Source organism: Agrobacterium sp. ST15.13.013, from assembly GCF_027956525.1.
GTDB classification, from domain to species: domain Bacteria; phylum Pseudomonadota; class Alphaproteobacteria; order Rhizobiales; family Rhizobiaceae; genus Agrobacterium; species Agrobacterium salinitolerans.
Window position 1 is genome coordinate 47,862 of the sequence record NZ_JAQKGP010000009.1, and the last position, 12,558, is coordinate 60,419.

10 protein-coding genes are annotated in these 12,558 nt (G+C 59.1%); 1 reads left to right on the forward strand and 9 read right to left on the reverse strand.

Annotated elements, in window-relative coordinates:
- Nucleotides 1-6 precede the first annotated feature (6 nt).
- The 9 genes from PL597_RS11310 to PL597_RS11350 form a co-directional block, all read right to left on the reverse strand.
- The gene (locus tag PL597_RS11310) at nt 7-2,355 is read right to left on the reverse strand and encodes a Wzz/FepE/Etk N-terminal domain-containing protein (RefSeq protein ID WP_165691319.1); all 2,349 of its coding nucleotides are present in this window, start codon (nt 2,353-2,355) and stop codon (nt 7-9) included.
- Nucleotides 2,356-2,461: 106 nt separating this feature from the next.
- Complete coding sequence (locus PL597_RS11315; RefSeq protein WP_035223752.1) at nt 2,462-3,367, reverse strand: UTP--glucose-1-phosphate uridylyltransferase; 906 nt, start codon at nt 3,365-3,367, stop codon at nt 2,462-2,464.
- A 67-nt stretch (nt 3,368-3,434) separates the two neighbouring features.
- Nucleotides 3,435-4,430, reverse strand: a complete 996-nt coding sequence (locus PL597_RS11320) for a glycosyltransferase family 2 protein (protein WP_191218033.1) — start codon at nt 4,428-4,430, stop codon at nt 3,435-3,437.
- Complete coding sequence (locus tag PL597_RS11325) at nt 4,430-5,374, reverse strand: glycosyltransferase (protein ID WP_191218034.1); 945 nt, start codon at nt 5,372-5,374, stop codon at nt 4,430-4,432. Before PL597_RS11325 ends, PL597_RS11320 begins: the two co-directional genes overlap by 1 nt.
- Nucleotides 5,371-6,369 carry a glycosyltransferase family 2 protein gene (locus tag PL597_RS11330; RefSeq protein WP_077984777.1) on the reverse strand — a complete coding sequence of 333 codons (999 nt, stop codon included), beginning with the start codon at nt 6,367-6,369 and terminating at the stop codon, nt 5,371-5,373. The genes PL597_RS11325 and PL597_RS11330 overlap by 4 nt, the downstream gene beginning before the upstream one ends.
- 17 nt (nt 6,370-6,386) lie before the next feature.
- The gene (locus tag PL597_RS11335) at nt 6,387-7,568 is read right to left on the reverse strand and encodes a glycosyl transferase family 1 (RefSeq protein ID WP_191218035.1); all 1,182 of its coding nucleotides are present in this window, start codon (nt 7,566-7,568) and stop codon (nt 6,387-6,389) included.
- Nucleotides 7,569-7,633: 65 nt separating this feature from the next.
- Nucleotides 7,634-8,425: a glycoside hydrolase family 16 protein gene (locus tag PL597_RS11340; protein ID WP_271365208.1), complete on the reverse strand. Its 792-nt coding sequence runs from the start codon at nt 8,423-8,425 to the stop codon at nt 7,634-7,636.
- A gap of 4 nt (nt 8,426-8,429) precedes the next feature.
- Nucleotides 8,430-9,578, reverse strand: a complete 1,149-nt coding sequence (locus tag PL597_RS11345; protein ID WP_271365209.1) for an acyltransferase family protein — start codon at nt 9,576-9,578, stop codon at nt 8,430-8,432.
- A 372-nt stretch (nt 9,579-9,950) separates the two neighbouring features.
- Nucleotides 9,951-11,429: a lipopolysaccharide biosynthesis protein gene (locus tag PL597_RS11350; protein WP_191218036.1), complete on the reverse strand. Its 1,479-nt coding sequence runs from the start codon at nt 11,427-11,429 to the stop codon at nt 9,951-9,953.
- 117 nt (nt 11,430-11,546) lie between these two features.
- Between PL597_RS11350 and PL597_RS11355 the strand changes: the two genes are divergently transcribed.
- Nucleotides 11,547-12,512: a glycosyltransferase family 2 protein gene (locus PL597_RS11355; protein WP_077984781.1), complete on the forward strand. Its 966-nt coding sequence runs from the start codon at nt 11,547-11,549 to the stop codon at nt 12,510-12,512.
- Nucleotides 12,513-12,558 lie beyond the last annotated feature (46 nt).

Consider the following 12,558-nt stretch of genomic DNA (forward strand, 5'->3'; position numbering starts at 1 on the left):
TCACCATTACGCGTCTTCCTTCACCGGCGGCTTTGCATCGCCGTAATAGGCCGCGAATTTCTCGTGATAATGCTCCGAACCGCCGGGGCCGGCATAACGCTGCAATTCCGTCATGTCGGTCTTGTTGAGCACGATGCCGAGCGTCTTGTTGGCGATCTGCGGTTCGTTGGCCATCAGGTTCTGCACCATCTGGATCGGTGTCTTGCCCCATTCGGTCACGAAGACGAAACCGTCTACCTGCGGCGCAAAGGCCTTGGCGTCGATGACGGGAACGACAGGCGCGAGGTCGACGATGATATAATCGCAGGCCTCCCGGGCAGATTCGATGAATTTGCGCATGCCGGGGGAGGAGAGCAGCTCGCTCGAATGGGCGAACTGGTTGCTGGTGGAAACCGGCAGGATGCCCATTTTCGTGCGCGTATCCACCTTCACCGCCTGCGTCCACGGGATTTCATCGAGCACCACTTCCACCAGACCGGCGGATTGCCGTGTGGTCAGCATGCGGCTGAGGCCGGGATTGCGGATATCCGCATCCACGACAAGCGTTCGTTTGCCGGTGGAGGCGATCAGCCCGGCGAGATTGAGCGCCACGACAGACTTGCCCTCGTTCGGCAGGCAGGAAATGACGCCGATGACCCGGCAGGGCCGCTCCTGAATGACGACGTCCGCCGTCAGCTTCACATTGCGGAGCGTTTCCGCAAAGCTGGAACGCGGGCTATCGACGGCAAGGCGCAGCATCTTCTGGAACGAGACCTGGCCGCTGTCATCAAGCGTGGCGTTCTCGCCGCCGGGGGTGGCGGCGCTGTCGCCGGTCTTGGCGTTTTCCACGCCCCTTTCCCCGATAAAGGGAAGGTAACCGAGAAAGCGCATGCGCAGATTGTCGCGTACATCGTTGCCGGTGTGGAAAAAGCGATCCCGGAATTCGAGAAGCGCTGCAATGCCGCCGCCCAGCATCAGGCCGAGAACGACCGAAAGCGCCATGGTCATGGTCTTTTTCGGGCTGGAAGGCGAAGTCGGCAGGCCCGCTTCGGAAATGATGCGCGCCTTGGCGATGGGCAGCGACTGCTTCTGGGAAGCCTCCTCGAAGCGACCGAGATAGGACTGGTAGAGGGTGCGCAGAGCGGTTGCCCGCTGCTCGAGTTCGCGCAGCTGGACCATGGTGATATTGGCTTGCGAATTGCGGCCCGCCACCCGGTCGATATTGTCGCGCAACGACTGCACGCGGGAATTGGCGACGTCATATTCGTTCTTGAAGCTGCCGGTGAGCTGCTGCAATTCCTGGAAGATCTGCTGCGATACTTCTTTCTTCTCGGCCTCAAGCGCGGTCGCCTGCGGATGGTCGGCGCCGAATTGCTGGATGATACCCCGCTGCCGGTCGGAGATGGTGATGTAGCGCTTTCGCAGATCCTGAATGACCGAATTGTCGGTATCGCGGGCCGAGACAACGGCGTTATCGACCGCCGTTTCCGGTCCACGGTCGATGATCGACTTATACTGGTTGTAACGGGCGGAGGCCGTCGCGGCATCCGCCTGCGCGGCAATCAGCTGGCCGTTGAGGTCGGCAAGCTGGCTTTCCGACATCAGTTCGCCGCGCGAGGAGACGATGTTGTTGTCCGACTTGAATTTCTGCACCGCCAGTTCAGCGGCCTGGGCGCGCTGGTTGAGGTCGGTCATGCGTTCCTGCAACCATACCGAAGCGCGCTCGCTGGCGTCGAAATTGGCGTTCAGCTGTTCGGTAAGATAGGCCTGCGCATAGGTCTTGGCGATCTGCGCTGCAAGCTGGCGGTCGGTCGAGCGGGTGGAGATGGCGATGACCGAGCTGCGGCCGACACGTTCGACCGTCAGCGACTGCTGAAGCACCGCGGCGGCCTTCTCGCGGCGTCCGGCGCGGATTGCGGCCTCGGAAACCGGCGGATCGCCCGGCAGGACGAGATCGAGAATGCCGCGCACGGAGGATTTGACGAGCTGGACCGGCGACATCGGCGGATTGACGATGGTGTCGTTCTCATCGAGCTTGGCCTTGTCGACTACTGTCAGCGCCATTTCCTTGGATTTCAGAATTTCCACGGCGCTGGCGATGCGGTTGTCGACGATCTGGGCTGCGGGCACCGGTGATTCCTCTTCCGCATAGCGGGAAAGGCTTTCATCCAGGAGCACCTGCGTCATCGCGGTGTAAACGGGGGTCGCTAGCACCAGATAGAGGCCGGCCAGAACCACGGCGGCGATGACGGAGGCGGCAATGACATTGGCGCGGCGCACCACGGCGGCCCACAGGCGGTCGAGGTCGATGAACGTGTCGGAATCCTTGCCGGATTCCGGAAAACCGATATTGGATTTAAAGGTCTTGTGGTGCATGGACCTACCTTGTGAACTAAAAATGGTACGCGGGAAGCCGAGCAAACTCGCCTTCCCGCCTCCCGTTATTGGTGCGCCGGCCGCCTCCCCGGCGGCGCGATGAAAGTCAGGCCGCCTGGACGCGGCTTTCGTGGTTCGCCACCAGTTCCTTCACCGAAGCGAGAACCTGTGCTTCCATATCCGCCCGCATCAGCGAGAAGGCGACGTTGGCGGCAATGAAGCCCTGCTTGCTGCCGCAATCAAAGGTGCGGCCCGAATATTTCTGCGCGTGGAACGGCTGCTTCTCGGCGAGCCGCTTCATGCCGTCGGTCAGCTGGATTTCATTGCCCGCGCCGCGCTCCTGCTTGGCGAGAATATCGAAGATTTCCGGCTGCAGGATGTAACGGCCATTCAGGTAATAATTCGAAGGCGCCTTGGATGGTTCCGGCTTTTCAACCATTTCGGTGACGGCGAAGCCGTGATTGACCTTCTGGCCGACGCCAACGACGCCATAGGACGAGACTTCTTCAGGCAGGCATTCCTCGACGCCGAGAATATTGCCGCCGACTTCATCGTAAAGCTCCATCAGCCCGGCGATACAGCCGCGTGCGCCGTAAGAAACCATGTCCGGCAGAAGCAGGGCGAAAGGCTCCTTGCCTACCAGCTCGCGCGCGCACCAGACGGCGTGGCCGAGACCGAGCGGCACCTGCTGACGCGTATAGCTGACGGTGCCGGCAACCGGCAGCATCTTTTCCAGCTGCAGCACCTGCACGGTCTTGCCGGAGCGGGTCAGCGTATTGATGAGTTCCGGCGCGCTGTCGAAATAGTCTTCGATGGCGGTCTTGTTGCGGCTCGTCACGAAAATAATGTGTTCGATGCCAGCCTGCATGGCCTCATCGACGGCATATTGCACGACGGGACGATCCACGATCGTCAGCATTTCCTTCGGCATCGCCTTGGTGGCGGGTAGAAACCGTGTGCCGTTGCCAGCTACGGGAATGACGGCTTTTCTGACAGTTTTGTTCAGGTCCATCGCGTTCTCCTTCATCAAGGTTTGATCTGTCCCCAGTCCCCGCGCAGATTTCGTCCACGCGTCAATTTTACGAAATCTGTCTTTTCACCCCTGTATTCGCCGCGGGCGCAAACATGGCGTCCCGCAACCTCCTCAGCCGCACTGCAATCGGCATTCGCAAATGCCCCAGCACGGCAGGATCCCTTATCGTGGTCTTCAAGGCGCCGAGTACCGAGCGGCTCTTGATGTTTTCCACCAATGTCAGAAAATTATGCGCCAGCCGCAGGCTGCGGCTTCTCGCCTGCTGCGCATCCATGGCTGCCGGCAGCAAAGTGTAATGGCTGAGGAACTCCTGATCCGCCCGCATCATCGCTTCGACGTGATGAAGTTCGAGCACACGCGAAATCGAGCCTTCGCGGATATTGTAGATATAGCCCGGCTTCGGTTCGATGACACAGAGGCCGCCGGCGGCGAGCGCCGAGGCGAGCAGGATATAATCCTCGCCGATGCGTATATCCTCGCGGAAGCGCAGAGCCTCGCTATTGAGGAAATCGCGCCGGAACATCGGTTTCATGTAGCCGAAATTGAAGGTGGAACGGAACAGGATGTTGGAGGAAATGAAGTCCTCGAGCGTGAGGGCAGAGCGTTCCTCCAGAAACTCTTCCGGAAACATCGTCTCCATCGGTCTGCCGTCGGTATAGACGACATCGAGATTATCGACAGCGATCTCAGCATTCGCGGCCTCCGCCCGGCACATCATGCAGGCGGAACGCTGCGGACGGATGACGTCGTCGGAATCGAGCACGGCGATCCAGCGTCCCGTTGCGGCCTCGATGCCGGCATTGCGTGCACCACCCGGACCGCGGTTTTCTTCCAGCGCAAGCAGGCGCACACGTGGGTCGATGGCGGCAATTGCCTCAACGAATGGGATAGTGTCATCGGCGGAACGGTCGTCGACGACGATCACTTCCAGCGTCACACCCTGCTGGTCGAGCGCGCTGTGGATGGCGGCTTCGATTGTATCGGCCGCATTATAGGCGGCGATGATGAAGCTGATATCGGGCGGTGAGGCAAGGTTTTCCATCAGGTCGCCTCCACCGCGCCATACTGGCGGATTTCGCGCACGCCGAAAGCGCCGCTCATCGAGCCCATATGCAGTGCGCCACGCAGCGCATAACGATTGCGGCGCACGGCGTTGAAACCGTTCAAGGCGGCGAAGAGCGCGCAATAAAGCACTTTCGAACCTGCCTTCAGCACCTGCCCCACGCGGCGTATACCGGGTTTCCTGTCCGCCAGCACGCGGCCGTGGGTCTGGCCGGAGCGGAAGCGGCGTTTGGCAAGCCATAGGAAGCTTGCACGATTTTCCGGCACGGGTTCGGACAGCATGGCATCTTCCGCAAAGACAATACGCCCGCCGGCGGCGTGAAGATGCGAGAAGAAATGGGTGTCTTCGCCACCGCTCTGGCCGAGCGCCAGCGCGAAGCGCCGGCCCTTCACCGAAGGCGCATCCACCTTGAGCAGCGTGTTGCAGGTATAGCCGGTGATGATCTCGCCATTCACCCAGACCGGAACGGTCGAGTGGAAATCGCCGCGTTTCATCCATCCCGGCGCATTGTCCCGGTAAACGGCCGCTACGGGGCCGAGAACCGCTTCCGCACCGGTCTCGCCGGCTTTTTCCAGAAGGGCGGATAGCCAGTGCGGCGGGGCGGTCTCGTCATCATCAATGAAGGCGAGGTAATCCGCCTTGCATTCCGACAGGCAGGCATTGCGGGCAATCGAAATATTCGATTTCGGGCAATGGACATAGGTGATCTCGAAGGGGGCGGTTTCGCGCAGGCGATCGACGCTCGCCTTGGCGCTCGGCTCCTCGTCATTATCGGCGACGATAAGACGAACTTTCACACCTTCCGGCACGTCCAGCTCGAAGAGTGACAGAAGTGTGGCGATAAGTGCCGGGCGTCTGTAGGTGCAAATGCCGATATCGACGGTTTTCGAATCATCTGGGCGGGTGACGGTGTTGTCAGTCATGAGACAGCCTTTCTTCCCCGGAATTTCAGGAGTTCCAGCCAGAAGCCGGTGGACCAGGCCAGATGCATCACCATCGCCGAAAAGGCGGCGAGCGGGCCGTATGGGTTTTTCTGACCTATTGCCATCCACAAGCCATAGCCCAAACATGCGGCGATCCAGAGGCCGAGCGGGATAAGGGCCGCCCAATGCACGAGCGATAGCAGCGCGAAGATGAACACCGGCAAGACGGCGAGCGGGATCATCTGGCGGATTTTCGGGATTGAGCGATGCTTCAGGAGGTTCTTCGCGCGGCCGCGGCCATAGGCGAGATATTGCCGGAACAGCGGCATGACGCTGGCGCGCGGATAATAGGTCATGCGGGTCTTGTCGGTCATCCAGATACGGAAACCGGATTTGCGCAGGCGGAAATCCAGTTCGGCATCCTCATTGTGGCTGAAGCTCTCGTCATAACCGCCGACCGCGTCGAAGGCGGCAATCCGCATCAAGGCGTGATGGCCATGGTCGATCCAGTGGCCTTTGGCACCCTCGCGGTGCTTGGAACCGCCATTGCCGAGCTTGGAATTCTGGGCGACGGCTGTCGCCTTCTGAAACAGGCCGTGTCCGATGGTGTCCATGGCGACGACGACAGAATCCGCGCCGGTGCGTTCCGCATCTTCGATCAGCCGCTGGCAATAGTCATCGGGATAATCGCCATGGGCGTCGATGCGGATGAGATAGTCGAAATCCTCGCCGAAGGTGGCAACGGCAAGGTTGATGCCAGCGCTCTGGATGCGCTTCGCATTGGCGAGAAGTGTGACGCGGTCATCCGTCGCCGCAAAGGCGGAAACGATATCGCGGGTTCCATCCGTGCTGCCGCCATCGGCAACCACGATACGGAAGAGACGCCCCTGCATTGCATTGGTGAATTTGACAAGCAGCCCCTCGATCGTCTTTGCCTCATTGAGGCAAGGAATGACGATCAGCGTTCTGATGCCGGAATGACCAAGACCTTCCATAATTTGCCCCCTACGCACTACACGGTTGAAAACTGCGCTTCACGGGCATGGCCGGAAGCGGATGTGGTGAGCGAGGACAAGTGCTGGACCAGCCGACGGCAATCGTCGCGGTCCGTCAGCCATTGTTTCCTGTCGATTGCCGAGAGGGTGTCGAAGGCGTTCGCATAGGTTTGCGGCGTCATTTGGCCGAACAGTGCGGCGAGGTCGTCCGGGCTTGCATTTGCCAAGACAAAGCCGATATCGCGTTTTTCGATGAATCGGGCGGTTTCCGTGCCGGAAAGCGCAATCGGCAGGGTGCCATAAAGGCCGCCTTCATAAAGCCGATTGGGCAGCAGCCAGCTGGAATTCTGGCCTTCTTCGAAAAAGTCGATCGCCCAGGTGAACTGCACCTCGTTGTAGATCGCGGCTAGATCCTCGGGGTTTTTGTAAGGTCCGTGGAAGTGCAAATGCGGGGCAGCGGCCACGAAGCCATCGAAATTGGTAAACTCCGAATAGGCCGGCCGGCCACGCAGGATGATTTCGACCCGGCCTTCCATGCGGCGGGCAAACTCAGCGAGGATTTCCAGCGACCTACGGCAGCGAAGCGCCCCGAACCAGCCGATTTTCCATGGTTCGCCGGGCTTGGGGGGGTGGGGTTGCGGCGCGGCGGCAACGGTGCTGTCGAGCGCCAGCACCTTGTTTTCCTGCAAAAGGACGGGAAGGTCGAGGCCCGACACAGGTTTGAAATAATGCTCCACGAATGCCGGAGAACTCGTGACCAGCAGTTTGGCGTCGCGTGCGAAATAACGTTGCGCAGCATTCAGCAGCTGTCCGGGCCTGCCTTCGTTGAGAAGCAGGCGGTGAATATCGAGACATTCGTAAACCAGTGCTGGCTGGCCGCCAAAGATCGACATGGCCCGCTTTGCCAGAGCCAGCATTTCGAGGTTCCTGGCAAGAATGATGTCGGGTGTCGGGATGCCGCTCAGGAGCTTTCCAAGAGAAAGGCTGGCTTTTGCCACAGCCGCCATGCGCTGCAGAAACTGCCCGTCGGCAGTCTCCCCAAGCACGACGGGCACGACGCCCTCGATTTCCGCCAGCTGGTTCCGCCCGCGCCGGAAACCTGCCAGCGTGACCTGCGCCCCGCCCGCGAGCAAGGTCAGCACCCGCCGGCGAATGGCGGGGTCCGACAGATCATGCGCGAGATAGAGAATATGGGTCATGCAGGGTTCCGGTTGGTTCGCGCGTCAAAGACGTCGCAGCACAGGTTTTGGTTCAAAAAATCCGGTCAGTTCAGAGCGCAGGCGATGCTTTCCGGGAACTGGCACTTGTCGCCGAGGGCAGTGAATGAGAAGCGGTCAACGACCATCTGCGACGGCCCGGCATAAGCAAACTTGCCCATCCAGTCCTTCAGCGTATCGGTGCCCCACAGGCTGAAGAAAATCTTCTGGGCGTTTTGCGGGATTTTCGTTGCGTCCGTGACTTCATGAACGAGCTTGCCGTTGACGTAATAACGCAGGCGCTGTGGTTCCCAGACTAAGGCATAGTCGTTGAAACCGGCATCGGCTCCACCTTCCACCGGCACCAGCTTCTCATTGCCGCCCTTGGCGGAGATATATTGGTTGAGCTGTACCTGGCCGGTATTTTTGCCGAGAACCTCAAAGTCGATTTCGTCGTGCGGTTTCTTGTCGGTCGGGCCAATGTAGGTGAAGAAGGCGGAGTTCAGTCCGGAGCCGGTGGCGGCCTTCATGCGCGCTTCATAGGTGCCGTAACGATAACGGCCCTTGGTCTGGATTTCGCCGCAAGCGAATTTGCGGTCCCCAGCCTTGGCTTCTTCGAAACCGAGTGTGAGCTGGCCGTTTTCCACCGTCGCCAATTTTTTCGACCAGGTGCAGTTTTGATGCGCGCCGTTGTTCCAGCCGTCTGAAACGTACCAGAAGCTTCTGTCCATCTGGTCGAAATTCTCGGTGAAGGACGCGCCGTTGCCTTCCTGCGCCTGCATCGGTGTTGCGAAAGCCGTGGCCGAAAGGGCTGCGGCAAGAAGAATGCGTGTCTGAACGCGGGTGACAAATGTTGTCATTGGTTCACCTCTGTCGTTGCGAATAAAGCGTTTCGGATGTGGGCGGGCCGATTATGGAGGCCCGTTTGGTCGGGGAAGCAGTTGCCGTCTTGCGTTTGCCGCTGCGGCTCCCGGTGAGCACGGAATAGACGGTGGGCAGATATTTGCGTGTCTGCGCGTTGCTGATGATCAGGATGACGAAGGCGGACAATGTCGCGCTGATATAGAAGGCGGGATAAAAGTCCGGCCCGCCCTTGTTCCAGACCATCCACATGATGACCAGCAGCGGGTAGTGGGCGCAGAATATCCAGAAGCTGAGGCTGCCGGTCTCGGCAAGCCGCTGGCCAAGCCTGCTGCGGATCAGGATCGATGAAGACACCCAGAAACCAAGCGCGCCGAAGACCGCGAGCAGATTGCGCGACATGTTAAGCCAGAAGGTGAATTCCGGGCCGGTGAAATAAAGACCCGTAGCAAGAATGGCGGATGCCGTGAAGGTTAGCACCATGATCGGCAGGGCGTAGGGATCAAGCGCCTTGACATCGACCCGGTGCAGCGCAAGCGCAATGCCGAGCGAAAAGCTGAAGAGGATCGACTTCTTTTGCACGATGAAGATCGTCAGGTCCGGCATGGCCGTGATGATCAACAGGATTGCGAGCGTCGGCAGCGCGAAGCGGCGCATCAGAAATGCGAGCACCGGCGACAGCAGAATGCAGACAAAAAGGTCGCGCAGAAAATAAAGCGGCACGTTAACCGGCAGTTCTTCGAGTGCCGTACCATGGCTGAGGATTTCGCGCGGGCTGGCATTCCACAGATCGGGGAAATACCCCACGCCGACATCGAAGAGCTGGATCAGCAATACGGCGGCAAACAGCGCGCCATTCCACAGAAGGAAGGGCAAAAGCACGGTCTTCGATTTGGAGCGGATTGTTGCCGGATAATTGAATTCACTCATGCCGCGGCGAAACAGCAGGTAACCGGAGATGGCGCTGAGGCAGGGCACGCCGATACGGAAGAGCGCATCGCCAAGGAAAACGCGCAGCCAATCGAAGAAGCCGTAAAGGCCGAGAAAAGGGCTGGTTTGGGCATCGTGCGGCACATGCACGAACACGATCCCTGAAATCAGCAATATGCGCATCAAATTGATACGGGAGGATAGGTTCTGATCGACAGTCACATCAGTCACCCCTATTGGGCGGCGTCCACCCACGCCGCGTTGCAACCAGAGCGAACTTAAGCCCGCACTGGAAAGTCTGGTTTCGACTTTGGGATAAAATGTGGCGACGCGGGAAAAACACAAGCTTAGATTTTGCGGGTGAATGTCTGGCGTTCCAGTCATTCCTGTCGCTTTAAAAATTCAAACATTTGAAATTATTGTCATTTTTATAAAAATGGCTATCGTTAAAAATCGCCCTAGCGTGTGAAATTGTCATTTGTCGTGATATTGCGCTGCAAAAAGAACCGCCATACGCCCCTGCCGCGGTGAGGGAAATCACCGCGGAAAAGGCCGGTTAACGGCGGAAATGAGGCGCGTTTTTCTGTGATTGAACTAACCTTGGGTTGCATCGCTCTGCACGCGCCGCGATTTGACCATTTCGAGAATTTTCCCGAGCAGCGCCCGTTCAGTCAGCAGGATCAGCACCGCATAGATGACGCCACCCACGGCAGCGCCGATGAGAACCTGAAGCGTGGCATTGGGAACGCGCTCAGCCAGAACGTGAAGCAGATAACGCACCGCACCGGCCATGATCAGCGCCGCGATCATCGGCCGGCTGCTGACATAAAGGCCGCGGAAGAAGGGTGTATCGCTTGCCTTGAACACCGCCCAGGAATAGGCGACCAGCGTTACCGCATTGACGATGCAGAGCCAAACCATCGCGTCGATCAGGGTGCCATAAAGCGCGGCAAGCCAGACCGCGACGGTGGTGACGATGGCGCGGATCGTCGCCGACCAGAACAGCACGCGGCCGTAACCTGCTCCCTTCAAATACGGGATGAAGGTGCTGCACGGCGTCAGAATGGCCTTCGACAGGGCGAGCAGGCCGAGAACGGGCCAGGCATAGGCCCAGTTCTGCCCGAAGATGACAAGCATGGCCGGCTCCGCCACGGCCCAGAGGCCGAACATCATCGGTGCCAAAAGCACGGTCAGCACCTGCGTACTGAACATCAGCGCATCGCGCCGGCGCTGCGGATCGTCCATCATGCGGCTGAAGGCGGGAAACAGGACACCCATGACAGCCGACAGAACCACCTGGTTGGGAATGCTGGCAAAGCGGTTGGAGGCGGAATAGGCGCCGGCATCCGCCAGCCCAAGATGCCGGGCAATGACCACCATCGGTGACTGGAAAGTAACGAAATTGGCGATTTCCGAGCCCATCAGCCCCGAACTGAAGCCGAGAAGCGGCACCAGTCGGCGCGGTTTCATGACGAAGCGCGGGCAATAGCGGGAAACGGCATAAAGCCCGACAAGCCGGATGAGGGCTGCGGCAAAAAGCTGGATGATCAGCGCCCAGACGCCGAAACCCATGAAAGCAAGTGCGACCGCGACAATGGCCGCGATGCTTTCCGATGCCATGCTCCACAGCGCGTCCTTGCTGAAATTCATCCGTCGCGCCAGCAGCGAATAGGCGACATCACCGGCAAGCTGCAGCGGGATGAGAAATGCCATGATGCGCAGCAGATAGGCGCTTTCCACCGCACCCAGCAGTTCGCCGAAAAATTCCGCGAAGATGTAGAGGACGGCGGCCATGGTGCAGGAGATGGCGAGATTGGCCCAGAAGACGGTATGGATCGTTTCCATATCCTCTTCCTTCTCGACGATAAGGGCGGACGTCAGGCCCGCCCCGGCGATCATGGTCAGGAACTGTACAACCGTAAGTCCTACCGCCACCACCCCGAATTCCTCCGGCGTGAGGAGACGAGCGAGAATTGGGACCGTGACAAATTTAAGCCCGAATGTCCCTGTTTTTGATAAAACGCTCCAGCCGACATTCGTGGTGATGGTCTTTACATTTGGCGCTGGGGGCATACAAGCATCCTGTTTCTGGAGGCCGGCGGGAGGAAGCCGGTTGGGAGTTGCCGATACCATCGGGGCCGCTTTTAGGATCGGGCCCGACACTTCTTGATCAACGCAAGGGGCGAAACAATGGCAAGGTTTACTGTCGTCATTCCCTACTACCAAAAGCAGCACGGGGTCTTGGGACGTGCACTCGCATCGGTTTTTGCGCAGACCTACCAGGACTTCGATCTTGTCATCGTCGATGACGAATCGCCATACCCGATCGATCAGGAACTTGCGGAACTTTCGCAGGGTGAGAAAGACCGGATTCTTGTCATTAAGCAGGCCAATGCCGGCCCGGGCGGCGCGCGTAACACCGGTCTCGACCATGTGCCTGGCGGCACCGACTACGTTGCCTTTCTCGATTCCGACGATATCTGGACGCCAGATCATCTGCAGAATGCGGCCTTCGCACTAGAGACTTACGACGGCGATTGCTACTGGGCATCGATGCAGGCAAGTGACGAATTTTATTATCATTTTGCCATTTCCGAGTTGGAGAAAAATGAGGGCGCGGCACGGCTTTCCGAGAAACCGCTGGTGATCGAACTGCCGGATCTGGCAAGTGTGATGCTGCGCAACTGGAGCTTCCTGCATCTCTCCTGCATGGTGATTGGCCGTCCTCTTTTTGAGAAAATCCGCTTCGATCCGGCGCTCAGACTGGCGGCGGAAGACGTGCTGTTTTTCTGCGATTCCATCCTCGCATCGAAGCGGACGCTGCTCTGTGACGATGCCGGTGCGATGCGCGGAATGGGCGTCAATATCTTCCACAGCATCGACAATACCTCGCCGGAATTCCTGCGCCAGCAGTTCAATACCTGGGTGGCGCTCGATACGCTGGAGGGGCGTTTTTCACGCCGGCCGGACGATGTCGCCTCCATTGCGTCCTATAAAAACACGGCGCGCAAACAGGCGCTGTGGAGCCAGGCGGGCAACTTGAAACGGCGAAAGGCGCCCGAATTCGGACTGTTGTTGAAGTGGGCGATGCGTGATCCGGCACTGCTGCGTGCTGCTTTCGAACTCGGCGCCGGAAAAATCGTCCGCCCGCGATGAGCGAATTCTCGCCCGCAAGAATTTATATGTTTTTCACCCAGGAGTG

What these genes read in the sequence shown, in the direction of transcription:
- PL597_RS11355 (WP_077984781.1), top strand. Translation starts at nt 11,547, where the DNA reads ATGGCAAGGTTTACTGTCGTCATTCCCTACTACCAAAAGCAGCACGGG.
- PL597_RS11335 (WP_191218035.1), bottom strand. Translation starts at nt 7,568, where the DNA reads ATGACCCATATTCTCTATCTCGCGCATGATCTGTCGGACCCCGCCATT.
- PL597_RS11340 (WP_271365208.1), bottom strand. Translation starts at nt 8,425, where the DNA reads ATGACAACATTTGTCACCCGCGTTCAGACACGCATTCTTCTTGCCGCA.
- PL597_RS11315 (WP_035223752.1), bottom strand. Translation starts at nt 3,367, where the DNA reads ATGGACCTGAACAAAACTGTCAGAAAAGCCGTCATTCCCGTAGCTGGC.
- PL597_RS11350 (WP_191218036.1), bottom strand. Translation starts at nt 11,429, where the DNA reads ATGCCCCCAGCGCCAAATGTAAAGACCATCACCACGAATGTCGGCTGG.
- PL597_RS11330 (WP_077984777.1), bottom strand. Translation starts at nt 6,369, where the DNA reads ATGGAAGGTCTTGGTCATTCCGGCATCAGAACGCTGATCGTCATTCCT.
- PL597_RS11325 (WP_191218034.1), bottom strand. Translation starts at nt 5,374, where the DNA reads ATGACTGACAACACCGTCACCCGCCCAGATGATTCGAAAACCGTCGAT.
- PL597_RS11310 (WP_165691319.1), bottom strand. Translation starts at nt 2,355, where the DNA reads ATGCACCACAAGACCTTTAAATCCAATATCGGTTTTCCGGAATCCGGC.
- PL597_RS11320 (WP_191218033.1), bottom strand. Translation starts at nt 4,430, where the DNA reads ATGGAAAACCTTGCCTCACCGCCCGATATCAGCTTCATCATCGCCGCC.